This window comes from Photobacterium kagoshimensis, assembly GCF_050337045.1.
GTDB lineage: Bacteria > Pseudomonadota > Gammaproteobacteria > Enterobacterales > Vibrionaceae > Photobacterium > Photobacterium kagoshimensis.
In genome coordinates, this window is the sequence record NZ_JAKJSO010000009.1 from 234,716 (window position 1) to 258,208 (window position 23,493).

23 protein-coding genes are annotated in these 23,493 nt (G+C 44.5%); 15 read left to right on the top strand and 8 right to left on the bottom strand.

Going from position 1 to position 23,493, the window contains the following annotated elements:
- Positions 1–106 precede the first annotated feature (106 nt).
- On the bottom strand, positions 107–553 hold the full coding sequence (gene fur / locus L4C35_RS04410; RefSeq protein WP_428461732.1) for a ferric iron uptake transcriptional regulator: 447 nt from the start codon (positions 551–553) through the stop codon (positions 107–109).
- A gap of 278 nt (positions 554–831) precedes the next feature.
- Between fur and L4C35_RS04415 the strand changes: the two genes are divergently transcribed.
- Positions 832–1,347, top strand: a complete 516-nt coding sequence (locus L4C35_RS04415; protein WP_428461733.1) for a DUF4442 domain-containing protein — start codon at positions 832–834, stop codon at positions 1,345–1,347.
- 79 nt (positions 1,348–1,426) lie between these two features.
- On the opposite strand, the gene fldA is transcribed toward L4C35_RS04415, so the two are convergent.
- The 3 genes from fldA to L4C35_RS04430 all read right to left on the bottom strand — a co-directional run bounded on the left by fldA (position 1,427) and on the right by L4C35_RS04430 (position 3,286).
- Positions 1,427–1,954, bottom strand: a complete 528-nt coding sequence (gene fldA / locus L4C35_RS04420) for a flavodoxin FldA (protein WP_428461734.1) — start codon at positions 1,952–1,954, stop codon at positions 1,427–1,429.
- A gap of 205 nt (positions 1,955–2,159) precedes the next feature.
- Positions 2,160–2,381 carry a DUF2788 domain-containing protein gene (locus L4C35_RS04425; protein WP_048898698.1) on the bottom strand — a complete coding sequence of 74 codons (222 nt, stop codon included), beginning with the start codon at positions 2,379–2,381 and terminating at the stop codon, positions 2,160–2,162.
- 143 nt (positions 2,382–2,524) lie between these two features.
- The gene (locus L4C35_RS04430; protein ID WP_428461735.1) at positions 2,525–3,286 is read right to left on the bottom strand and encodes an alpha/beta fold hydrolase; all 762 of its coding nucleotides are present in this window, start codon (positions 3,284–3,286) and stop codon (positions 2,525–2,527) included.
- A 103-nt stretch (positions 3,287–3,389) separates the two neighbouring features.
- Here L4C35_RS04430 and seqA point away from each other — a divergent pair, with 103 nt between their 5' ends.
- Together seqA and pgm are read left to right on the top strand one after the other, a co-directional pair.
- Positions 3,390–3,941: a replication initiation negative regulator SeqA gene (gene seqA, locus L4C35_RS04435; RefSeq protein ID WP_428461953.1), complete on the top strand. Its 552-nt coding sequence runs from the start codon at positions 3,390–3,392 to the stop codon at positions 3,939–3,941.
- Positions 3,942–3,980: 39 nt separating this feature from the next.
- Positions 3,981–5,627, top strand: a complete 1,647-nt coding sequence (pgm, locus tag L4C35_RS04440) for a phosphoglucomutase (alpha-D-glucose-1,6-bisphosphate-dependent) (RefSeq protein WP_428461736.1) — start codon at positions 3,981–3,983, stop codon at positions 5,625–5,627.
- Positions 5,628–5,746: 119 nt separating this feature from the next.
- On the opposite strand, the gene L4C35_RS04445 is transcribed toward pgm, so the two are convergent.
- Positions 5,747–6,568, bottom strand: coding sequence for a DUF1853 family protein (locus tag L4C35_RS04445; RefSeq protein ID WP_428461737.1), 822 nt, complete (start codon positions 6,566–6,568; stop codon positions 5,747–5,749).
- A gap of 182 nt (positions 6,569–6,750) precedes the next feature.
- Here L4C35_RS04445 and L4C35_RS04450 point away from each other — a divergent pair, with 182 nt between their 5' ends.
- Positions 6,751–7,509, top strand: coding sequence for a Nif3-like dinuclear metal center hexameric protein (locus tag L4C35_RS04450; RefSeq protein ID WP_428461738.1), 759 nt, complete (start codon positions 6,751–6,753; stop codon positions 7,507–7,509).
- Positions 7,510–7,603: 94 nt separating this feature from the next.
- Here the strand turns inward: L4C35_RS04450 and L4C35_RS04455 are convergent, their stop codons facing one another.
- Positions 7,604–8,893, bottom strand: a complete 1,290-nt coding sequence (locus L4C35_RS04455) for a citrate synthase (protein ID WP_428461739.1) — start codon at positions 8,891–8,893, stop codon at positions 7,604–7,606.
- 411 nt (positions 8,894–9,304) lie between these two features.
- On the opposite strand from L4C35_RS04455, the gene sdhC reads away from it, so the two are divergent.
- From sdhC to L4C35_RS04500, 9 genes are all read left to right on the top strand, one after another.
- Complete coding sequence (sdhC, locus tag L4C35_RS04460; protein ID WP_048898704.1) at positions 9,305–9,691, top strand: succinate dehydrogenase cytochrome b556 subunit; 387 nt, start codon at positions 9,305–9,307, stop codon at positions 9,689–9,691.
- Positions 9,685–10,032 carry a succinate dehydrogenase, hydrophobic membrane anchor protein gene (gene sdhD / locus L4C35_RS04465; protein WP_371704535.1) on the top strand — a complete coding sequence of 116 codons (348 nt, stop codon included), beginning with the start codon at positions 9,685–9,687 and terminating at the stop codon, positions 10,030–10,032. Before sdhC ends, sdhD begins: the two co-directional genes overlap by 7 nt.
- On the top strand, positions 10,033–11,799 hold the full coding sequence (gene sdhA / locus L4C35_RS04470; RefSeq protein ID WP_428461740.1) for a succinate dehydrogenase flavoprotein subunit: 1,767 nt from the start codon (positions 10,033–10,035) through the stop codon (positions 11,797–11,799).
- Positions 11,800–11,813: 14 nt separating this feature from the next.
- On the top strand, positions 11,814–12,527 hold the full coding sequence (locus L4C35_RS04475; protein WP_428461954.1) for a succinate dehydrogenase iron-sulfur subunit: 714 nt from the start codon (positions 11,814–11,816) through the stop codon (positions 12,525–12,527).
- Positions 12,528–12,633: 106 nt separating this feature from the next.
- Positions 12,634–15,444: a 2-oxoglutarate dehydrogenase E1 component gene (gene sucA / locus L4C35_RS04480; RefSeq protein WP_428461741.1), complete on the top strand. Its 2,811-nt coding sequence runs from the start codon at positions 12,634–12,636 to the stop codon at positions 15,442–15,444.
- Between the two features lie 52 nt (positions 15,445–15,496).
- Positions 15,497–16,708, top strand: coding sequence for a 2-oxoglutarate dehydrogenase complex dihydrolipoyllysine-residue succinyltransferase (gene odhB, locus L4C35_RS04485; RefSeq protein WP_428461742.1), 1,212 nt, complete (start codon positions 15,497–15,499; stop codon positions 16,706–16,708).
- A 159-nt stretch (positions 16,709–16,867) separates the two neighbouring features.
- Positions 16,868–18,034 carry an ADP-forming succinate--CoA ligase subunit beta gene (gene sucC, locus L4C35_RS04490; RefSeq protein WP_428461743.1) on the top strand — a complete coding sequence of 389 codons (1,167 nt, stop codon included), beginning with the start codon at positions 16,868–16,870 and terminating at the stop codon, positions 18,032–18,034.
- Positions 18,034–18,906 carry a succinate--CoA ligase subunit alpha gene (sucD, locus tag L4C35_RS04495; RefSeq protein ID WP_428461744.1) on the top strand — a complete coding sequence of 291 codons (873 nt, stop codon included), beginning with the start codon at positions 18,034–18,036 and terminating at the stop codon, positions 18,904–18,906. Before sucC ends, sucD begins: the two co-directional genes overlap by 1 nt.
- A 122-nt stretch (positions 18,907–19,028) precedes the next feature.
- Positions 19,029–19,334, top strand: coding sequence for a VF_A0006 family four-cysteine protein (locus tag L4C35_RS04500; protein WP_048898709.1), 306 nt, complete (start codon positions 19,029–19,031; stop codon positions 19,332–19,334).
- A 43-nt stretch (positions 19,335–19,377) separates the two neighbouring features.
- Here the strand turns inward: L4C35_RS04500 and znuB are convergent, their stop codons facing one another.
- The gene (gene znuB / locus L4C35_RS04505) at positions 19,378–20,166 is read right to left on the bottom strand and encodes a zinc ABC transporter permease subunit ZnuB (protein WP_428461745.1); all 789 of its coding nucleotides are present in this window, start codon (positions 20,164–20,166) and stop codon (positions 19,378–19,380) included.
- Positions 20,159–20,947: a zinc ABC transporter ATP-binding protein ZnuC gene (gene znuC / locus L4C35_RS04510; RefSeq protein WP_428461746.1), complete on the bottom strand. Its 789-nt coding sequence runs from the start codon at positions 20,945–20,947 to the stop codon at positions 20,159–20,161. Before znuC ends, znuB begins: the two co-directional genes overlap by 8 nt.
- Positions 20,948–21,041: 94 nt before the next feature.
- Here znuC and znuA point away from each other — a divergent pair, with 94 nt between their 5' ends.
- Positions 21,042–21,935, top strand: a complete 894-nt coding sequence (znuA, locus tag L4C35_RS04515; protein ID WP_428461747.1) for a zinc ABC transporter substrate-binding protein ZnuA — start codon at positions 21,042–21,044, stop codon at positions 21,933–21,935.
- Between the two features lie 2 nt (positions 21,936–21,937).
- Complete coding sequence (mepM, locus tag L4C35_RS04520; RefSeq protein WP_428461748.1) at positions 21,938–23,287, top strand: murein DD-endopeptidase MepM; 1,350 nt, start codon at positions 21,938–21,940, stop codon at positions 23,285–23,287.
- Positions 23,288–23,493: the final 206 nt, after the last annotated feature.

A 23,493-nucleotide genomic window follows, 5' to 3' on the forward strand; every position in this document is an offset into this window, starting at 1 on the left:
TTATAATACCAAAACAAAAAACCAGCCTTCGGGCTGGTTTTTTTTATTTATTGCAGAGAGTTAAGTGTTGAGCTCTTAATCTTATAATTTTAGTGTCTGCAGTAAATTATTTTTGGTCGTGAAGGCTTTCGTCTTCGATGCAGTTACCTTCCATGCAGTGACCGTATAGGTACAGGCTATGGTTAGTTAATCTTACATTGAAGCTTGAAGCTATTTGCTTCTGACGTTCTTCGATTACTTCATCAGAAAACTCAATCACTTTGCCACAATCTAGGCAAACTAAGTGATCGTGGTGGTGCTGAGTCGCTAACTCAAAAACAGATTTCCCACCTTCAAAGTGATGGCGAGTAACAATGCCAGCATCATCAAATTGGTTTAAGACGCGGTAAACAGTCGCAAGGCCAATCTCTTCACCAATATCGATTAGTTTTTTATACAAATCTTCAGCACTAATGTGCTGGCAATCTGGTTGTTGTAACACTTCTAAAATCTTTAGACGTGGAAGCGTAACCTTCAAACCTGCTTGTTTTAGTGCATGGTTATTATCTGACATCTGGGTTTCCTATTGGCTAGCCGCAAAGTTGGTCTGCGGTAGTCTTTCTCGTATTTATTTATTATAAGTGACGATAAGGTAACAATAAACCTTAAAAGCAGATGAATCTAGTCAGCCTTAAATAATTCGCCTGTTTTTTAAATCGTCATATGCGTATGTGTGAATGCTTGGTTGGTTTAGGGTTATTCTTACTGTAAATAAATTCGCTTTTTTTGTTGTTATTAAATTGTTAGTATTTGTATCTGCGCCACATCGTACCAGTTGAAAGGAATCGGCCTGTGTACAAATACTATAAGCCTAATATTGTTCGACGAGCATTAAATCTTTGGCCACCTTTTTGGGGGGCTGGCATTAAGATTACCTACATTAGTGATGATTTTCGTGCTGTGGACGTCAATTTAAAGCTACGTTGGTGGAATAAAAATGCTAACCGAACTCAGTACGGTGGGAGTATTTTTTCACTGACAGATCCTATCTATGCATTGATGTTGATAGGAATTCTGGGGCATGAATATTATGTTTGGGATAAACAAGCCGATATTAACTTCTTAAAGCCTGGTAGCTCTGATCTGAATGCAAAATTTGTTATTTCAGATGATTGTATTCGCTGGATCAAGCAACAAACGGCAGCAGGGGATAAGTGTTTTCCTGAGTTTGTTGTTAATGTAATGAATGCTGATGGCGATATTGTGGCGAAAGTGAAGCGCGTACTTTACGTACGCAAGAAACCACAGTTTAGAGAAGATGGGGCTGGTTCTGCGGGTGACATCAGTTCTGACGAAGTGCATCAGTAGTAAGTTTCGTGATATTTGGGCAATAAAAAAACGCGCCTAAAGCGCGTTTTTATGGCTATCCGTTCACTTTGGTTAGTGATTAGTCAGCAAGTTCAGCTAAGCACATTTCGTCGTAAATTTGTGCAACCCACTTCTGAACACGTTCTTCTGTTAGCTCAGGTTGACGGTCTTCATCAATACATAGACCAACAAAGTGGTTGTCATCAACAAGTGCTTTAGATGCTTCAAACTCGAAGCCTTCTGTTGAGAAGTGACCAACAATCGTTGCGCCACGACTTTCAACGATATCACGCACATTACCCATCGCATCACAGAAGTACTCTGCGTAATCTTCTTGGTCACCACAACCGAAGATAGCGACAAGCTTGGTTGAAAAGTCGATACTTTCCAGCTCAGGGAAGAAATCATCCCAATCACACTGAGCTTCACCGTAGTACCAAGTAGGGATACCAAGCAGAAGAAGATCAAAATTATCGATGTCTTCTTTGCTGCTTTTAGCAATGTCTTTAACTTCAACTAAGTTTTTGCTTAGTTGCTTTTGAATCATTTTCGCGACAGCTTCGGTATTACCTGTGTCGCTACCAAAGAAGAGTCCAACGCTCGCCATAGTAGAGATTACCCGTATATAAGATTGTGACCGAAAAAATATTAACGGTTTTCAGTAACTAATTCAGGAAACGCCTGAAATAATTTCAATGGTAATCATTTTGATTAACTAGTGCGACAGCTTTTGTGTCGTACTATCTCGGTGATTACCATATATTCAGTGAACACGCTGCTCAGCGTTTAATGTTACGCTAAGAAACAAAACATCATCCGATGCCTGCGCCTTCCCAACTGAGTTGGATGAGACCTTTAGTTATAAAGCCTGCGCAGCCCAGAAATAAAACTAGCCAAACGATTTTACGTCCAAACGGTGGCACATTACCCTGTTGAAGCACATCTTTGATCGCCATACCGATAAAGAAGAATATTGATGCAAACAACAAGTCCAATCCGATGGATTCAAGCAGATCCATATGCTCGTATAACACACTGTCTCCTTACAACGTTTGAGCTAGGGCGAGACTATATCATAACCCTGTGCTCACTGTTAACGCCTGCAAACGGTAATCAGTAATATTGATAGTAATACTATCAAGAGAACTCATGCGAGAGGCATTGGTAAGAATGCGCGCTACGACTTCAAGAAGTTTAGAATAATTCGGCTAACGACGTCGGGTTTTTCAGCATGAAGCCAATGACCCGTATTGGCGACCATATGGGCCTTGGCATTGGGAAATTGCTTCGCGATTTCATCACGGTGCGCAGTTTGAATATATTCGGAGTTCTGACCTTTAATAAACAGCGTTTTACCCGAATACGGTTGAATAGGCTGCCAACCCATAATCGTTGCATAGTTGGCAATGAGCGCATCAACATTGAATCGCCATGCGTACCCGTTATCGCCTTTGGCAAAAGATTTTAGTAGGAACTGACGCACACCGGGTTCAACCACATGCTGTGCCAAATATGTTTCAGCTTCGCTGCGTTTATTAACCGTGTGTTTAGCCACTTCCAATAGGCCTTTAAACACATTTTCATGGCGGTGTTCTTGATAAGCGACAGGGGCGATATCCATGACGATCAGTTGGGTTAAGCGATCTTGAGCGATCTCGCTTAATGCCATTGCCACTTTGCCACCCATTGAATGACCAATCACAGCGAATTGTTTGAGTGCTAACTGATCGGCAACCGCAACTACATCTTGTGCCATTTCACGGTAGGTAAAGTGGTCACTTTTCGGTGATTGTCCATGGTTACGTAGATCAACACTGATCACCTGATAATGCTCTTTTAGTGTTCGGGCGAGTAAGCCCAGGTTGTCTAAACTGCCAAAAAGGCCATGGATCAAAATGATCGTTTCGCCTTCGCCTTCCACGCGATAATGAAGATTCACCGACTAATTTCTCTTGTTGTTAATGGTTTTCCGTAGAGTATAACCGTATATCACGGTATAATCGCATCGTGAATTTTTAAACGGAACGATAATGAACACTACGATGAAGACGATTGAAGTCGACGACGAGCTCTACCGCTATATTGCCAGCCAAACTCAGCATATTGGTGAAAGCGCCTCTGACATTCTGCGTCGCTTACTGATGATGCCTCAGGAAAACCTACAGGTTGCAGCCGCACCTGAAGTGGTTATGCCTGTTCGCCCACGCGGTATCGTTGTAAGTAAAGATGCTGGTAATGCACCGCAAATCGATCGTGTAAAAGAAATGCGATCGCTACTGATCTCTGATGAGTTCGCGGCACAGGAAAAAGCAATTGGTCGCTTTATGATGATCTTATCATCGCTTTATCGCATTGATTCTCAAGGGTTCACAGAAGCTGCGGCAATCAAGGGTCGTACACGTGTATATTTCGCAGATAAAGAAGAGACGTTACTCGCGAGTGGTAAAACTACAAAACCTAAAGCCATTCCAGAGACCCCATTTTGGGTAATTACAAATACGAATACTGACCGTAAACGTCAAATGGTAGAGCAACTGATGGCCAAGATGGGCTTTGGTGGCGATATTACAGAAAAAGTTTGCGGTGAAATTTAAGGGCGATAAGCCTCTCTTTTTACAAGGATAGAAAACTTTATGGCGATTCATCCTCGTGCTGGGCAGCAAGCCCAGCAAGAAGATATGCATAACATTCCAGCGTTAGTGGCTAATTACTTCCTAATTGAACCTAATGCTAATAATCCGCACCAAGCAGTGGCTTTCGGGACTTCAGGTCACCGTGGTACTGCAGATAAAGGCACTTTCAACCAGCATCACATTTGGGCAATTGCTCAAGCTGTTGCTGAAGTTCGTGCTGAAAATGGTGTAACAGGTCCGCTTTTCTTAGGTAAAGATACTCACGCATTGTCAGAGCCTGCATTTACGTCAACACTGGAAGTACTAGTGGCGAATGGCGTAAAAGTGGTGATCCAACAAGGTAAAGGCTATACCCCAACGCCGGGTATTTCGCATTCTATTCTTTGCCATAATAAAGCGAACACTGAAAAGGCTGATGGTATTGTTATCACGCCTTCACATAACCCACCGCAAGATGGCGGCATTAAGTACAACCCAGTACACGGTGGCCCTGCTGAGGGAGAGCTAACCACAGCGATTGAAGCGCGTGCTAATGCGATTATTGCGAATGGTTTAGTCGATGTGAAACGTGTGGCAATTGTTGATGCTTTTGCAAGTGATCTGGTTGTAGAACAAGATTTAGTGGCACCTTATGTTGATGACCTTGTGAATGTTATCGACATGGCAGCTATTCAAAAAGCAAACCTAACCATTGGTGTTGATCCTCTTGGTGGTTCTGGCATTGAATACTGGCGTCAGATTGCTGCGCATTATGGTTTAGACCTCACTTTGGTAAACGAATCAATCGATCCATCGTTCCGCTTTATGTCATTGGATAAAGATGGCGTAGTGCGTATGGACTGTTCTTCACCGTATGCAATGGCTGGCTTACTGGCGCACAAAGACAAGTACGACTTAGCGTTTGGTAACGACCCAGATTACGACCGTCACGGTATTGTTACGCCTGCTGGCCTAATGAACCCGAACCACTTCTTAGCAGTATGTATTGATTACTTATACCGTCATCGTCCAGAGTGGCGCGCTGAAGTTGCAGTGGGTAAAACATTAGTATCAAGTGCGTTGATCGACCGTGTGGTTGCTGATCTTGGCCGTGAGCTGTGTGAAGTACCGGTTGGCTTTAAGTGGTTTGTTGATGGTTTATACTCAGGCAAGCTTGGCTTTGGTGGTGAAGAAAGTGCCGGAGCCTCTTTCTTACGTACAGATGGTACGCCGTGGTCTACTGATAAAGACGGCATTTTACTTTGTTTACTTGCTGCTGAAATTACAGCGGTAACAGGTAAAAATCCACATGAGTATTACTTAGGCTTAGTTGCTAAGCACGGTGAGTCGCAGTACAACCGTCTACAAGCGGTTGCCAACGGTGAGCAAAAAGCCGTTTTAAGCAAATTGTCACCAGAAATGGTAGCGGCTGAAACGCTAGCTGGCGATCCAATTACAGCTCGTCTAACCCATGCATCGGGTAATGGCGCTGCAATTGGTGGCTTAAAAGTGACGACTGATAACGGTTGGTTTGCTGCTCGTCCATCAGGCACTGAAGATATCTACAAAATCTACTGCGAAAGCTTCAAAGGCGAAGAGCACCTTCGCTTGATTGAAACGGAAGCACAAGAGATTGTGAGTAAAGTATTTGCTGACGCAGGTTTATAGCCGAGTAGTAAAGTATTAACTCATTTGAAAAGACGCCCATGAGGCGTCTTTTTTTATATCCGTAAAATTGAACTGTTCTTGAGAGCCTTAGTATTATTTTTGACGTTTGTTCGTTAGTTTTAGAACTTGATATCGTTATTATGCAGCGGCCAATGATCGGGCACGATGAACCACACCGTATTGGTTTGGTCGACAACTTGTGTCGGGGTTGTTAGTTCTGCGAGCGCAAGTTGGTCGGCGAGGTTGGTAAAAGCGGGTGGTGATATCCACTGGGGCTTACTTAGGGGTTTAAATTGCTTGCCTTGTTCTAACAGCGTATTTGCTTGGTGTTTAAAGCACCATAACCCAGATGTGACTTCAGGGTGAGTGAGCATTGAAGAGCCCGATTCTTGCCCTTGATAATGATGAAACAAGCGCCCTTGCATGATGAGTCGCTTTTGCGCGACTGTACCATATTGCTCAGTGAATACACCCAGATAGGCTGGGTGATCGGTTAAACGGAGCTGGTGCTCGACCATACGTGCTGTTTTTTTATCGAGGTTATCGTTCGCATTTGGCCCCAGCCACTGCTCTTGATAGGCCAGATAATACTTAACGGCGACTTCCCAGTGTTCTAGTGTGTTTGTTTGTGTATCTTTCACCAGAAAATCGATAGCCCCCAGTGTCTGATGTTGCCAATTCAGCTGCACTTCTTCTGCAATAAGTACATAGTTTGGGTGCGCCTCGATCAGTTGTAGCCAAAGCCATTGATAGTAAAACCCTAAACGTCGATTCCCTTGGTAAGACTTAACTTTTGGGATCTGCGCATTGTGTCTGAACGCAGCTAACCATGCATCATCAACCTGGAATTGTTGCTGTTTGGTTAGTGATGGAAGGGTCAATACCGCATTGAAATCATTTGCGATTTGTTCACTATCGTCATAACAAAGTTGTGTTTTCATTCAATACATTATCTAAATGGCTTTTTACCATTGTAAGCGGATGATCTGGATGATGACAATGGCTACACTATAGGTATTAATACCTATCTACGCCTTGTTTCAGTGCTTGTTCCTACGCAATCACCAGAACGGTTACTTACTCAGATTGGTAGAACTTCACCTGTCGTCAAATGGAAGACTGAATGAATAATTTACAATTAGAAGCTGTATTAAATAAGCTACTCAGCCCGCACTTAATCAAAGATTACTGCCCAAACGGCTTACAGGTCGAAGGTCAGTCGGAAGTGAAAAAAATTGTGACAGGTGTGACGGCTTGTCAGGCGTTAATTGATCGTGCGATTGAAGAAAAAGCCGATGCGTTAGTGGTCCATCATGGTTTCTTCTGGAAAGGTGAGGCAGCCGAAATTCGAGGCATGAAATATCGCCGTATCAAAGCTTTGATGGATAACGGTATTAATTTATATGCTTATCATTTGCCGTTAGATGTCCATTCAGAGCTCGGTAATAATGCACAACTCGCTAAACTGTTAGGGTTTGATGTACTGGGTGGCTTGGAAGCGGATAATCCGAAATCCGTAGCAATTCATGGGCAGCTTGAGGACCCACTAACGGGTGAAGAGTTGGCGGCACGTATTGCAATGACCCTACACCGTGAGCCTCTGCATATTGGCGATAACGCGCCAGCTGAAATTAAAACTGTCGGTTGGTGCAGTGGTGGTGGACAGGACTTTATTGAATTAGCAGCACAAAAAGGCCTCGATGCGTTTATTTCTGGCGAGGTATCTGAGCGTACAACCCATATTGCTCGTGAATTAGGCATCCATTATTTCGGTGCGGGTCATCATGCGACTGAGCGCTATGGTGTAAAAGCATTGGGTGAATGGCTGGCACAAGAGCATCAATTTGATGTGACTTTCATTGATATTGATAATCCAGTTTAACTTTTTGGGTTACACCTAATCTCACTTAACGCCGATAAGAAAAGGGTTGCCACTGGCAACCCTTTTTAGTTTCTATGCTTTGCTATTCAAACGGCTATTCACGCTCGTGAATTGGTTGGAATTCACGTTGAGTGTAACCGGTATAAAGCTGACGAGGGCGACCGATACGGTTAGTTGGATCAGCGTGCATTTCACTCCAGTGTGCAATCCAGCCAACAGTACGCGACATCGCGAAAATTACTGTGAACATAGAGATTGGAATACCGATAGCTTTCAGGATGATACCTGAGTAGAAATCAACGTTCGGGTACAATTTCTTATCAATAAAGTACGGATCAGAAAGCGCAATTCGTTCGAGTTCCATTGCGACATCAAGTAGTGGATCTTGAATGTTAAGCTCTTCCAGTACTTCATGACATGCTTCACGCATTACAGTCGCACGTGGGTCATAGTTTTTGTATACACGGTGACCAAAGCCCATTAGGCGGAATGGGTCATCTTTATCTTTAGCGCGATCAATGTATTCAGGGATTTGATCAACACTACCAATTTCTTCGAGCATCTTCAGACAAGCTTCATTCGCACCACCATGAGCAGGGCCCCAAAGCGATGCAATACCTGCTGCAATACAAGCAAACGGGTTCGCACCAGAAGAACCTGCTAGACGTACGGTTGACGTTGATGCATTTTGTTCGTGATCAGCGTGCAGTGTGAAAATTTTATCCATGGCACGTGCAACAACTGGGCTCACTTCGTATTCTTCACAAGGTGTTGCGAACATCATGTGCAAGAAGTTTTCTGCATAATCAAGATCATTGCGAGGGAAGATAAACGGTTGACCGATAGAGTACTTGTAACACATCGATGCAAGCGTTGGCATTTTAGATAATAGACGGAAAGCCGTGATTTCACGGTGCTCATCGTTATTAATGTCTAGCGAGTCGTGGTAAAACGCCGCCAGTGCCCCAACCACACCACACATAACTGCCATTGGGTGAGCATCACGACGGAAACCGTGGAAAAAGCTCGCAATTTGTTCGTGTACCATAGTGTGACGAGTCACAGTTGTACGGAAGTTTTCATACTCTTCGCGAGTCGGTACTTCGCCATATAGTAGGACGTAACAAACTTCAAGGTAGTCAGCATTGTTGGCGAGTTGATCAATAGGGTAGCCGCGGTGCAGAAGAATACCTTTATCACCATCAATATAAGTGATTTGTGATTCACACGAAGCAGTGGCTAGAAAACCAGGGTCGAATGTAAAGTAACCGTTAGCGCCTAATTTACGCACATCAATTACCTCTGGCCCCTGAGTGCCCCCGATAATCGGCAATTCGATAGGAGCCTTCCCTTCAATATGAAGAGTAGCGTTCTTATCTGCCATAACAATCTCCTTTGTTTTTTATAATCCTAATCCAAGGCGGATGCTTATTTGTTGTACCGCTCGAAGCTCTACTTGTCAATTTTTGTGCCTTGATGTGTGCGCTTGTTAATAACTTTAGATAAAAGCGTGTAAATTCCCCAAACCGTGTTAGAGGTCATGTTAAGAGGTTTGTAATTGATTGTTACGGAGCTTATAATCGCGGCATGTCTCTTACATAGCAATGCTGGTAACAAATATTCTAGTTGTTATTGTTATTAGTAACTTAAAGTTATAAATGCTTTAAATATAACCTAGAGCAAAATAATAATCGTAAGTTGCTGGAATGTTACATCTGTTTGTGAGGCTAAGTGGAAAAATGAACTGGATAGTTCATTCATAAAAATAATGTGCTCCCAAGGAGCTGAGTGGGCAATGACCGTGAAAGTAAAAAAGCCAAGACCTGTCAACCTCGACCTACAGACGATTCGCTTTCCTTTGACTGCGATTGCGTCGATTGTACACCGCGTATCCGGCGTGATTACGTTCGTTTCTATTTCCATCCTATTGTGGCTGCTCAACATGTCACTCTCTTCCCCTGAAGGCTTTGCAAGTGCAGCTGACATTGTCGATAGCTTCTTTGTGAAATTTGTTTTATGGGGAATTCTGACAGCGCTGTTTTATCACATCGTTGTGGGTATCCGCCATTTACTGATGGACATGGGATATTTCGAAGAAATGGAAACGGGGATTGCAAGCGCGAAAGTCAGCTTCGCAATTACAGCGGTACTTTCTGTATTTGCAGGAGGCTTAGTATGGTAGGCAATGTTTCAACTGTTGGCCGTAATGGTATACACGACTTTATTCTAATTCGTGCAACCGCACTGATCCTTACACTTTACACCTTCTATATGGTCGGATTCTTCGCATTTGGTCCGGAACTAACGTTTGAGACTTGGTCTGCCTTCTTTGGGCAGTTAAGTACACGTGTCTTTACATTGCTAGCGTTACTTTCGATCTTAGTTCATGCATGGATTGGCCTGTGGCAAGTGCTCACCGATTACATTAAGCCTGCTGCATTACGTGCTGGGCTTCAGTTTGGGGTAGTTGCTGTTCTTCTTGTTTACCTGTTTTCAGGTTTCTTAATTGTGTGGGGTGCGTAAGTGAGCATTGCAGTTCGAGAATTTGATGCTGTTGTTATTGGTGCGGGTGGTGCAGGTATGCGCGCCGCACTTCAAATTTCTGAGCAAGGCTTAAAATGTGCCTTGTTATCTAAAGTCTTTCCTACCCGCTCCCACACCGTATCTGCCCAAGGTGGCATTACCGTTGCGCTTGGTAATTCTCACCCAGATAACTGGCAGTGGCATATGTACGATACCGTAAAAGGGTCTGACTACATCGGTGATCAAAACGCCATAGAATACATGTGCCAGAATGGCCCGAAATCAGTTATTGAATTAGAGAAAATGGGGCTTCCATTCTCTCGTTTTGATAACGGTACTATTTATCAACGTCCTTTTGGTGGCCAATCTAAAGAGTTTGGTGGCGAGCAAGCGGCACGTACCGCCGCCGCGGCTGACCGCACAGGTCATGCCTTACTTCATACGCTTTACCAACAAAATATCAAACATAAAACAACCATTTTTTCTGAGTGGTATGCACTCGATTTAGTGAAAAACCAAGATGGTGCGATTTTAGGCTGTACAGCCCTTTGCATGGAAACGGGTGAGATTTGTTACTTCAAATCAAAAGCCACCATTCTTGCAACAGGCGGTGCTGGCCGTATTTACGCATCAACAACCAATGCACACATCAATACGGGCGATGGCGTGGGAATGGCACTGCGTGCTGGTGTTCCTATGCAAGACATCGAGATGTGGCAATTCCACCCAACTGGCATTGCAGGGGCTGGGGTGCTGGTGACTGAAGGTTGTCGTGGTGAAGGTGGTTACCTGCTTAATAAAGACGGTGAGCGTTTTATGGAGCGTTACGCGCCGAACGCAAAAGATCTTGCTGGCCGTGATGTGGTTGCACGTTCGATGATGGTTGAAATTCGAGAAGGCCGTGGCTGTGATGGTCCATGGGGTCCACACATTAAGCTTAAACTGGATCATTTAGGTAAAGATGTTCTGGAATCTCGCCTACCAGGCATTTGTGAATTATCTCGTACCTTTGCGCATATTGATCCTGTGAAAGAGCCTATTCCTGTTATTCCAACCTGTCACTACATGATGGGCGGCGTACCAACGCAAGTGTCAGGTCAAGCACTGAAGCAAACTGCTTTTGGTCAGGATGAAGAAGTTCAAGGCTTGTTTGCTTGTGGTGAGATTGCCTCTGTCTCGGTACACGGTGCCAATCGCCTAGGCGGTAATTCATTGCTTGATTTGGTGGTCTTTGGTCGTGCGACAGGTTTACACCTAGGTGAAACCTTGGCAGCACAGTCAGAAGCTCGCCCTGCAACAGATTCTGATATTGAAGCGTCACTGAGCCGTGTTAATCGCTGGAATACCACCCAAAAAGGGGAAGACCCAGTAGAAATTCGCAAAGACCTGCAAACTTGTATGCAGAACAACTTCTCGGTATTCCGTGAAGGTGATGCGATGGCGAAAGGCTTGAGTGAGCTGAAAGTGATTCGTGAGCGATTGAAAGAAGCTCGCCTAGATGACACTTCCTCTGAATTTAATACCCAGCGTATCGAGTGTCTTGAGCTTGATAACCTGATGGAAACAGCATACGCAACAGCAGTTGCAGCAAACTACCGTACCGAAAGCCGTGGTGCCCATGCGCGTTTCGACTTCCCAGAGCGTGATGATGCCAATTGGTTATGCCACTCAATTTACAACCCTGAGACAGAAGAAATGTCGAAGCGTGATGTAAACATGGCTCCGATTCATCGTGAGGCTTTTCCGCCGAAAGCTCGTACATACTAGGGGAGGAATGAATGATGAAACTGAATTTTTCAATTTACCGTTATAACCCTGATGTCGATAATGCGCCGCACATGAAAGGCTACACCCTTGAAGTGCCTGAAGGTTCAGACATGATGGTATTGGATGCGTTAATCCTGCTTAAAGAGCAAGACTCTACGCTATCGTTCCGCCGTTCATGCCGTGAAGGTGTGTGTGGCTCAGACGGTATCAACATGAACGGCAAAAACGGTTTGGCTTGTATTACTCCACTCTCGGCGCTAACGGGCGAGAGTACGATTGTGATACGCCCCTTACCTGGCCTTCCTGTGATTCGCGATCTAATCATTGATATGGAACAGTTCTACACGAACTATGCCAAAGTGAAGCCATTTCTCATTGACGACGGTACATTGCCACCTGCACGAGAGAACCTTCAATCACCAGAAGATCGTGCCCACCTAGATGGCCTGTACGATTGCATCATGTGTGCGTGTTGCTCGACATCTTGCCCATCATTTTGGTGGAACCCAGATAAGTTCATAGGCCCTGCAGGCTTGCTTGCCGCCTATCGTTGGCTAATTGATAGTCGAGACACGGCAACAGATGAGCGATTATCCGATCTTGACGACGCTTTTAGTGTTTTTCGTTGCCATGGCATCATGAACTGTGTAAATGTTTGTCCTAAGGGATTAAATCCGACGAAGGCAATTGGACATATCAAAACAATGCTGCTTAAACGCGCAGTATAGAAATTCATATTATCGATATGCTGGTGACCAATAGATTGGAAGCCAGCTTTTATAAGCTCGGCTTAGACCAGAGCAATTGGCGATAACTAGTGGTTAAGGGAAAACAATGCAGAATGGCGTTATGAAGACATGGCTTGAGTCTTCACACCTGGCTGGCGCCAATGCGACTTATGTAGAAGACCTCTACGAGTTGTATCTTAGCGACCCAGACTTAGTTGATGACGTATGGCGAGACGTATTTGACGGCTTACCTGTAGCGGAAGAGACCGTTGTTGAACAACCTCATTCGCGTGTGCGTGATTACTTCCGACGTTTAGCAAAAGAAACAACCTTTTTAAGCGCAAGCGTCAGTGATCCAGATGTGGATGCCAAGCAGGTTAAAGTTCTACAGCTTATCAATGCGTACCGTTTCCGCGGACATCAACACGCAAATCTTGATCCGCTTGGGATATGGCAACGGGAAAAAGTCGAAGACTTAGACCCAGCTTTCCATACATTAACAGCGGAAGACTTCGATCAAAGCTTCAATGTGGGTTCATTTGCTATCGGCAAAGAAACCATGAAATTGTCTGAAATTTATGACGCACTGAAAAAAACCTACTGTGGTTCAATCGGTGCTGAATACATGCACATGACAAACACCGATGAAAAACGTTGGATTCAGCAACGTTTAGAGTCCGTTGTTGGTCAAGGTACTTTCAGTCAAGAAGAGAAAATTACTTTCCTAGAAGAACTCACTGCAGCTGAAGGGCTAGAGCGTTACCTTGGGGCGAAATTCCCAGGTGCTAAACGTTTCTCGCTTGAAGGCGGTGATGCAATGATCCCAATGATGAAAGAGTTGATTCGTCATGCGGGTGCACAGGGTGTTCGTGAGGTAGTAGTGGGCATGGCTCACCGTGGCCGCTTGAACATGTTGGTAAACGTACTAGGTAAAAAACCACAAGACTTATTCGATGAATTCGCCGGTAAGCACGGCGAATCATGGGGTACGGGTGATGTGAAATATCACCAAGGCTTCTCCGCCGATTTCGCAACACCAGGTGGCGATGTGCATTTAGCACTGGCATTTAACCCATCTCACCTAGAAATCGTAAACCCTGTGGTTGTAGGCTCTGTCCGTGCTCGTCAAGATCGACTAGATGATCAAGATGGCTCTAAAGTCTTACCTATTACTATTCACGGTGACTCCGCGGTTGCGGGTCAAGGTGTTGTGGCTGAAACATTCAATATGTCTCAGTCTCGTGGCTTTAGAGTGGGTGGTACTGTTCGTATTGTGGTGAATAACCAAATCGGTTTTACCACATCAAATCCCAACGATACGCGCTCAACGCAGTACTGTACCGATATTGCAAAAATGGTGCAGGCACCGATTTTCCACGTAAATGCGGACGATCCTGAAGCTGTCGCATTTGTTACACGTTTAGCGTTTGATTATCGTAACGAATTCAAGCGTGATGTGGTGATTGATTTAGTCTGTTATCGCCGTCACGGCCATAACGAAGCGGATGAGCCTAATGCGACACAGCCGCTGATGTACCAAAAAATCAAGAAACACCCAACACCGCGTAAAATTTATGCGGATGCACTTACAGACGTTTCGACCATTGAACTAGAAACGGCCACTGCACTGATTAATGAATACCGTGATGCGCTAGACCGCGGTGAATGTGTGGTGAAAGAATGGCGTCCGATGAAACTGCATTCAGTCGACTGGGAACCTTACTTAGGCCATGACTGGACGGTTGAATGGCCGAACAAAACAGAGATGGATCGCTTAACTGAGTTAGGTAACCGTGTTTGTCAGTTCCCTGAAAGCCATAAACTACAAAGCCGTGTTCAAAAGCTTTATAACGACCGTATTGCCATGGTGGCTGGTGAGAAAGCCGTTGATTGGGGCATGGCAGAAACCTTGGCTTACGCTACTTTGGTCGATGAAGGTAGCCGTATTCGTATTACAGGTCAGGATTCAGGTCGTGGTACATTCTTCCATCGCCATGCTGTCTTGCATAACCAAGAAGACGCGAGCACTTATATTCCGTTATCAAATATTCATGATAAGCAAGGCACTTTCCAAGTGTTTGACTCCGTTTTATCTGAAGAAGCGGTACTGGCATTTGAATATGGCTACGCAACGGCTGAACCAAGCGGCTTAACGGTTTGGGAAGCTCAGTTTGGTGATTTCGCCAATGGTGCGCAAGTGGTTATCGATCAGTTCATTAGTTCGGGTGAGCAAAAGTGGGGCCGCATGTGTGGTTTAACTATGCTGCTACCTCATGGCTATGAAGGTCAAGGCCCTGAGCACTCATCGGCACGTTTAGAGCGTTATCTGCAGCTTTGTGCTGAACAAAACATGCAGGTAATCGTTCCATCTACGCCTGCACAGGTTTACCACATGCTGCGTCGTCAGGTGCTACGTCCGATGCGTCGCCCACTGATTGTAATGTCACCGAAATCTTTGCTACGTCATCCTCTTTGTATTTCAACCATGGATGATCTGGCGAATGGTACATTCCAACCTGCTATCGCTGAAATTGATGATTTAGATCCGAAGCAAGTGAAACGTGTGGTGTTCTGTTCAGGTAAAGTTTACTTCGACCTGCTCGATCAGCGTCGTAAGAATGAACAAACTGATGTGGCGATTGTGCGCATTGAGCAGCTTTATCCATTCCCTAAAGAAGATGTTGAAGCGGCCTTGGCTGATTACCAACATGTGACGGATTTTGTATGGTGTCAGGAAGAGCCACAAAACCAAGGGGCATGGTATTCAAGTCAGCATAACTTCCGTTCAGCACTGCCTAAAGGCGCTGACCTCAATTATGCAGGACGCCAAGCATCTGCTTCACCGGCTGTAGGTTACATGTCGGTTCACTTGAAACAACAAAAAGCGTTAATTGAAGACGCACTGACTATTGCTTAATTGAGCCCTAGTGACCTCGATTAGGCACTGGAACAAAAAGGAAAAAACCGATATGACAATCGAAATTTTGGTTCCCGATTTACCTGAATCTGTTGCGGATGCGACAGTGGCAACATGGCATAAACAACCTGGTGACGCGGTAGCGCGTGACGAAGTGTTAGTTGATATCGAAACCGATAAAGTCGTACTAGAAGTGCCAGCACCTGAAGATGGTATTTTAGAGGCAATCTTTGAAGGTGAAGGTACAACCGTATTAACCAAACAATTGATTGGTAAGCTAAAAGCAGGCGCTGTGGCTGGTGAGCCTACTCAAGATGTGCCAGCAGAAGCGGAATCATCACCGAATAAACGCAATACGGCTTCTCTTTCTGATGAAAGCAATGAAGCACTGAGCCCGACTGTGCGTCGTTTACTTGGCGAGCACAGTATCAAAGCTTCTGAGGTGAAAGGTACAGGTGTTGGCGGTCGTATTACCCGTGAAGACGTTGAAGCATACGTTAAACAAAGCAAAGCTGCACCCGTAGCGCCTGCTGTTGAAGCGAAAGTGGAAGCGCCTCTAGCGCATCGCAGCGAGAAGCGTGTACCAATGACACGTTTGCGTAAGCGTGTTGCTGAGCGTCTACTTGAAGCGAAAAATAGCACGGCAATGCTAACAACGTTCAACGAAGTCAACATGAAGCCAATCATGGATCTTCGTAAGCAATACAAAGATATTTTTGAAGAGCGTCATGGCATCCGTCTTGGCTTCATGTCTTTCTACGTAAAAGCTGTAGTAGAAGCGCTGAAACGTTACCCAGAAGTGAATGCATCACTCGATGGTGAAGACATTGTTTACCATAACTACTTTGACGTCAGTATTGCGGTATCGACTCCGCGTGGTTTGGTAACGCCTGTACTTCGTGATTGCGACAAGCTAAGCCTGGCTGAAATCGAAAAAGGTATTCGTGAATTAGCACTAAAAGGTCGTGACGGTAAGCTAACGGTTGATGATCTAACTGGCGGTAACTTCACGATCACCAATGGTGGCGTATTTGGCTCGCTGATGTCGACGCCAATTATTAACCCACCACAATCAGCAATTCTTGGTATGCACAAAATCCAAGACCGCCCAATGGCTGTGGATGGCAACGTTGAAATATTACCTATGATGTACCTTGCACTGTCTTATGACCACCGTTTGGTTGATGGTCGTGAATCAGTGGGTTACTTGGTAACAATTAAAGACCTATTAGAAGACCCAACACGTTTACTGCTAGACGTGTAATACCTGTCGGATAAATAGTGCGGGCCGAACATGCTCACGTTCGGCCTAGTTTTGAATTCAGGTATGAGTGGTGAAGCGCGAATTGCTCAAGCATTAGTAAGCGTGACATCAGATGGATATAACAAATCCCTTAAGGGATATAAAAACGGATAGAACATCATGAATCTGCACGAATATCAGGCAAAACAGCTGTTCGCTGAATATGGTCTGCCAGTTCCAGAAGGCTATGCTTGTGATACACCACAAGAAGCTGCGGAAGCGGCGGGTAAAATCGGCGGCGACAAATGGGTAGTAAAATGTCAGGTTCACGCTGGTGGCCGTGGTAAAGCGGGCGGTGTAGAGCTGCATGACACAAAAGAAGGTATTAAAGAATTCGCACAAAAGTGGCTAGGTAAAAACTTAGTGACTTTCCAAACGGATGCTAATGGGCAACCAGTGACAAAAATTCTGGTTGAAGAAGCATCTAATATTGCAAATGAACTGTATTTAGGTGCAGTTGTTGACCGCGGTACGCGTCGTATTGTTTTCATGGCATCGACTGAAGGTGGCGTGGAAATTGAAAAAGTGGCGGAAGAAACGCCTGAGCTTATCCATAAAGCAGCGATTGACCCACTGGTTGGCCCTCAGGCTTACCAAGGCCGTGAGTTAGCATTCAAACTTGGCCTAAAAGGCGATCAAATTAAGCAATTTACCAAGATCTTTATGGGACTTGGTAACATGTTCTCTGAGTACGATCTTGCGCTACTTGAAATTAACCCGCTTGTTATCACGGGCGACAACAACCTAGTGTGCCTAGATGGTAAAATTAACATCGACTCAAACGCGATGTACCGTCAGCCTAAATTGCGAGAAATGCACGATCCATCGCAAGAAGATGAGCGTGAAGCACATGCGGCGAAGTGGGAGCTAAACTACGTTGCGCTAGATGGTAGTATTGGTTGCATGGTAAATGGTGCTGGCCTTGCGATGGGGACGATGGATATCGTTAACCTACATGGCGGCCAACCAGCTAACTTCCTTGATGTTGGTGGTGGTGCAACCAAAGAGCGCGTAACCGAAGCATTCAAAATTATCCTTTCTGATAGCAATGTTAAAGCCGTATTGGTTAACATTTTTGGTGGTATCGTTCGTTGTGATTTAATCGCCGAAGGTATCATTGGCGCTGTTGAAGAAGTAGGTGTTGAAGTGCCAGTGGTTGTTCGCCTTGAAGGTAACAATGCTGAGCTAGGCGCATCTAAATTGGCTGAAAGTGGCCTAAACATTATTGCTGCGACTTCGTTGACTGAAGCAGCTGAAAAAGTAGTTGCTGCGGCGGAGGGTAAATAATGTCAGTTCTAATTAATAAAGAGACTAAAGTAATTTGTCAGGGTTTCACGGGTGGACAAGGTACGTTCCACTCAGAGCAAGCTATTGCTTACGGTACACAAATGGTTGGTGGTGTTTCGCCGGGTAAAGGCGGCACCGAGCACCTAGGTCTTCCTGTTTTTAATACCGTGCGTGACGCTGTTGAAGCAACAGGGGCTAGCGCTTCTGTGATTTATGTACCAGCACCTTTCTGTAAAGATGCGATTCTTGAAGCGATTGATGCAGGCATCAAGCTGATTGTAACCATTACAGAAGGCATTCCAACGCTGGACATGCTTGATGTAAAAGTACGCCTTGATGAAGCAGGGGTGCGCATGATTGGCCCTAACTGCCCAGGTGTCATTACACCTGACGAGTGCAAAATTGGCATTATGCCTGGTCATATCCACAAAGCGGGCAAAGTGGGTATTGTTTCTCGCTCTGGTACGTTGACGTACGAAGCTGTTAAGCAAACGACAGATGAAGGTTTTGGTCAATCAACATGTGTTGGTATTGGTGGCGACCCGATTCCGGGGGCAAACTTTATCGATATTCTAGAGATGTTTGAAAAAGATCCTGCGACCGAAGCGATTGTCATGATCGGTGAAATCGGTGGAACAGCAGAAGAAGAAGCGGCGGCTTACATTAAAGCTAACGTCACTAAACCTGTTGTGTCTTACATCGCCGGTGTGACTGCACCTCCAGGGAAGCGTATGGGCCATGCTGGCGCGATTATTTCTGGTGGTAAAGGTACGGCTGACGATAAGTTTGCAGCGCTTGAAGCTGCTGGCGTTAAGACAGTGAAAAGTCTAGCTGAAATTGGCTCAGCACTACGTGAAGTCACTGGTTGGTAAGCTTTTAATATTTAACAAAAACCCGCTACTGGTTAGCGGGTTTTTTTATGGAAATAACCCTACGCGATAATATAAAACAATGTATGATTGTGTCTTGTATTAGAGGGGGGAGGAATTAGATAGTGAGAATAAATAAAGGGCTGAGCGTTGCATTATGTTTGGTCGCGAGCACCGCCGTTGCGAAACAAGATAAAGAGGCTTACCAAGATTGTATTTTGTCGTCAGCCTCTCAAGCGGAAGATAGTGCTGCGGCAAGTATCATGACGAATGCCTGTCACCGTTTATATATTGATAATTTTATGCTTAGCTCAAAAGATCAAGATTACTTTCAGTGCTTACTTGATTATTTGCCTGATGTGAAAAAGCGTTCTGCAGCAGTGCAAGTACAACAAACTTGCGATCGAAAACACCGTAGTTTATTTAATTAGGCCAGCAAAATACTTACTGGCCTAGTGATTTAGTCGTGAATAATTAAGACGCTTCACCACGCTTAAATTGACTCAGCATAAACAAGGCGGCTGCCGCTACAACGACAGAGGGGCCTGCTGGGGTGTCGTAGTGCCACGACATAGCCAAACCAATAACAACGGCAATTGAGCCCAGTAGCGATGCGATCATTGCCATCGATTCAGGACTTTTGGCAAATCGACGTGCTGTTGCTGCTGGAATAATAAGCAGTGAGGTAATAATTAGAGCGCCGACAAACTTCATCGCGACCGCAATCACCATACCCACCATAAGCATGAGGACTAAGCGCATTAAATCAACATTAATGCCTTCTACCTGTGCCAACTCTTCGCTGATGGTCATCGACAGCAACGGTTGCCATAAAGTCACGAGTAAGACCAAGACAACCGCAGCACCGCCATAAATCCACAATAAATCCGATGTTGTCACCGCAAGTAAATCACCAAACAGATACGACATAAGATCGATACGAACATGATCGAGGAAACTGATTGCCACTAAACCTAGCGACAATGAACTGTGCGCTAAAATGCCAAGTAAGGTGTCGGTTGCGACATATTTTTGCTTTTGTAGCGTGACTAAGATGACCGCTAGCACTAAGCAGCAAATTATCAGGGCTAGGTTGAGGTTGATATTAAACAAAAAGCCTAGCGCGATGCCGAGTAAAGATGCATGAGAAAGGGTATCGCCAAAGTAGGCCATTTTTCGCCAGACAACAAACGAGCCCAAAGGGCCTGCAATCATAGCGATGCCTATGCCAGCAGCAAGGGCAGGTAAAAGAAACTCAAGCATTTTTATTGTCCGAACAAGGTGTTGAATGATCATGCTTATGTTGACAAGGGCCAACAGGGCTACCTGCTAAATCATGGTCATGATTGTGCTGGTGGTGATACAGCGCGAGTTGCTCGCTCTGTTGTTTACCAAACAACGCCACATAAGAAGGGTGATTAGTAATTGCATCGGGCGCACCAGAGCAACAAATGTGGTGATGTAAACAAATGACATGATCGGTTTTTGCCATCACTAGGTGCAAATCATGCGATACCATCAAAATGGCACAATCAAGTTTATCCCTAAGAGATTGGATTAAACTATAAAGCTCCAACTGCCCATTTACATCAACGCCTTGTACGGGCTCATCGAGTACCAAGACATCTGGCTTTTGTAAGAGTGCGCGCGCGAGTAACACACGTTGATTCTCGCCACCCGATAAGCCGTGCATGTCACTGTGGTGTAAATGACTTCCGCCTACGAGGTGTAATGCTTCCAAGCGTTCAGCTTCAGAGTAACGGCCAGCGAGGCGCATGAAGCGATCCACACTCAGCGGTAATGAAGCATTTAATTGTAGCTTTTGTGGAACGTATCCAATTCGTAGCCCTTTTTTACGGATAACTTTACCCGCTGAAGGTTTACGTAATCCCGTAATAACCTTTACTAAGGTGGACTTTCCTGCGCCATTTGGTCCAATTAAGGTTGTGATTTGGCCTCGTTCAAGTTTGAGTGACACTTGATCGAGCACGTGCCGTTCCGCGAAGGTAACGGTGACTGACTGTAATTCAACTAATATGGTCATAAAAAAAGAGATTAATAAGGACGTTAGAAAGCTTGGATGTTATAATATAACACTGATTTTTTTGTTAGTGATCACAATTATAATGGAAACCAATATGAGTCGCTTTATCTCATTCGGTCTAATTTGCACTTTTTTCTTTTCTAGTCATTTGATGGCAAAAGAGTTTAACGTCGTAACTAGCGTTAAACCGCTTCAGCTGATTGTACAGGAGTTAACCCAAGGTGTAACGACACCTGAAGTGTTATTACCTGCAGGCGCTTCACCGCATGATTATGCATTGAAACCGTCAGATGTGAAAAAAATCCATGATGCTGATTTAGTGATTTGGGTTGGGCCTGAGCTAGAAACCTTTATGGCGCGAATGCTATCAAATGACGTTACTAACATTGCTCTGACAAAACAATCAACCATTGACTTCTTATATTATGATCACGATGCCGAAGGTGACCATTCGGGGCATGATCATAGCCATGAAGGGGTAGATCCTCATTTTTGGATGGGGCCAACGCAATCATTACAAGCTGCAGCAGTGATTACTGATACATTGATTGCTTTTGATCCGTTGCATAAAAATGAATATAAAGTTAATCTTGCTCAGTTTGAAAAATCGGTAAATATTGCTACCGATGAGTTAAAAAAACAGCTTCAGCCAGTCGCGCAGCATGGTTACTTTGTTTTCCATGATGGTTACGGTTATTTTGAAAAGTATTTCAAGTTAAACAATTTGGGACACTTTACTGTCAAGCCAGATCGTCGACCTGGAGCAAAAACTCTTATTTCAATCCGTCGTGCACTGCAAGAGAAGCAAGCTTACTGTGTATTTAGTGAGCCGCAGTTTTCTCCAGCGGTAGTGAGTAGTGTAGTAAATGGCACGGATGTCAGTATTGGTACATTAGATCCAATGGCTACAAATGTTGCTTACGAGCAGGGCGGATACATCGCGTTCTTACAAGAACTAGGTCAAAGTTTTACCAAGTGTCTTAAATAATAATGAAATTACATAAGGTCGCAGTTGCTACTATTAAGCAGCTTCCACGCCAACATCGTATTGCGCTGGCATCAACATCTTTGGTGCTATTGGCAGCCTTGCTATGGCAGCCCTCAAAGCCTGTGACGCTCAGCACTTTTGGTAACGATCAACGTGTTGATATTGCGTTGAGTACCGATTTAGAGAAACTGTCGGATATGAACAGTGAACCTATCGGTGAAGTTGTCGATCCGAAAGATCCTGAGTTTTTGGTGCCAAAGGATGAGCTAGAGCAGCAACTTCAAGAAGAAGTGGATGTCTCTCATAGCCATTTGGTTGCTTCGGGTGAAACCTTAGGCTCTATTTTTTCACAATATGCGCTGCCTATTTCTAATATGTATTCGCTTATTGATGTGAATAAATCGATTCAAAACTTACGTGTTGGTCAAACCATCGAATGGACAGTTGACGATGATGGTCAAGTAACGGAGTTTTCGGTTAAGCGTAGCGCCAAAATTACTGATGCTTTCTCGTTAACCAAGAATGGTTACTCTTACCAAAAAGTAGAAGAGAATGGCGAGATCAAACCAGTTGTATTGACGGGACGTATCAGTGGTAGCTTTTATAATTCGGCATTGGCTGCAGGGTTAACCGCTAACCAAATTCAGACTTTAGCGCAAAAATTACAATGGCGTTTCGATTTCGGTCGTGAAGCCCGCAAAGGCGATCGCTTTGCGGTATCGGTGGAACGTGAATTTATTGATGGCCGTGCTGTTAATAAAGGCGAAGTAAAAGCCATTTATTACTTAAGCGGTAATCGTGAGGTATTTGCGATGCGTTTTGGTGAAAACAGCTTTTACGATGTTGATGGTAAGAGCCTAGATCGCGCATTACGCCGACTGCCGCTGCAAAAACGCTATCGTATTAGTTCACCATTTAATCCTACGCGTAAACACCCTATTACAGGGCGCATATCACCGCATAACGGTACTGATTTCGCTGTACCTATTGGTACTTCAGTGCTAGCGGCTGGTGATGGTGTCGTCGTGAAGTCGAGCAAGCACCCATTAGCGGGCAACTACATTGTTGTTAAGCATGGTCGTGAATACATGACGCGCTACCTTCACTTAAACAAGCGTTTAGTGAAAGTAGGGGATAAGGTCACCATGGGTGAGCGTATTGCACAAAGTGGTAATACTGGGCGTTCAACAGGGCCACACTTGCATTATGAATTGATCAAAAAGAACCGCCCAGTGAACGCAATGAAAGTTCCATTACCGCAAGCTGAGCCTGTTCCATCTAAAAATCGTAAAGATTATCTACGATTAGCAAGTGAAGAGCGTCAGAAGCTGCTAGCTGTTATGCCGGGCTAATTCTATAATTTTTTTGCTTTTTAAAATGCGCACTTAGTGCGCATTTTTTATGGGTGCAATATAGGCTAGAGACGCACCTCAAGCCACAGCATACTGATTGAAGTGTAAATAAATTAATTTTTATTGACTTTAATCAAGACAGATAGTGTTTCAATATGTAACATACAAATATTAAATGCTAATTATTATTATTAAGGTAAGCGATT

Coding starts and splice junctions, on each gene's coding strand:
- fur (WP_428461732.1), bottom strand. CDS start 553: ATGTCAGATAATAACCATGCACTAAAACAAGCAGGTTTGAAGGTTACG.
- fldA (WP_428461734.1), bottom strand. CDS start 1,954: ATGGCGAGCGTTGGACTCTTCTTTGGTAGCGACACAGGTAATACCGAA.
- seqA (WP_428461953.1), top strand. CDS start 3,390: ATGAAGACGATTGAAGTCGACGACGAGCTCTACCGCTATATTGCCAGC.
- pgm (WP_428461736.1), top strand. CDS start 3,981: ATGGCGATTCATCCTCGTGCTGGGCAGCAAGCCCAGCAAGAAGATATG.
- L4C35_RS04445 (WP_428461737.1), bottom strand. CDS start 6,568: ATGAAAACACAACTTTGTTATGACGATAGTGAACAAATCGCAAATGAT.
- L4C35_RS04450 (WP_428461738.1), top strand. CDS start 6,751: ATGAATAATTTACAATTAGAAGCTGTATTAAATAAGCTACTCAGCCCG.
- L4C35_RS04455 (WP_428461739.1), bottom strand. CDS start 8,893: ATGGCAGATAAGAACGCTACTCTTCATATTGAAGGGAAGGCTCCTATC.
- sdhC (WP_048898704.1), top strand. CDS start 9,305: ATGACCGTGAAAGTAAAAAAGCCAAGACCTGTCAACCTCGACCTACAG.
- sdhD (WP_371704535.1), top strand. CDS start 9,685: ATGGTAGGCAATGTTTCAACTGTTGGCCGTAATGGTATACACGACTTT.
- L4C35_RS04475 (WP_428461954.1), top strand. CDS start 11,814: ATGAAACTGAATTTTTCAATTTACCGTTATAACCCTGATGTCGATAAT.
- sucA (WP_428461741.1), top strand. CDS start 12,634: ATGCAGAATGGCGTTATGAAGACATGGCTTGAGTCTTCACACCTGGCT.
- odhB (WP_428461742.1), top strand. CDS start 15,497: ATGACAATCGAAATTTTGGTTCCCGATTTACCTGAATCTGTTGCGGAT.
- sucC (WP_428461743.1), top strand. CDS start 16,868: ATGAATCTGCACGAATATCAGGCAAAACAGCTGTTCGCTGAATATGGT.
- sucD (WP_428461744.1), top strand. CDS start 18,034: ATGTCAGTTCTAATTAATAAAGAGACTAAAGTAATTTGTCAGGGTTTC.
- znuB (WP_428461745.1), bottom strand. CDS start 20,166: ATGCTTGAGTTTCTTTTACCTGCCCTTGCTGCTGGCATAGGCATCGCT.
- znuC (WP_428461746.1), bottom strand. CDS start 20,947: ATGACCATATTAGTTGAATTACAGTCAGTCACCGTTACCTTCGCGGAA.
- znuA (WP_428461747.1), top strand. CDS start 21,042: ATGAGTCGCTTTATCTCATTCGGTCTAATTTGCACTTTTTTCTTTTCT.
- mepM (WP_428461748.1), top strand. CDS start 21,938: ATGAAATTACATAAGGTCGCAGTTGCTACTATTAAGCAGCTTCCACGC.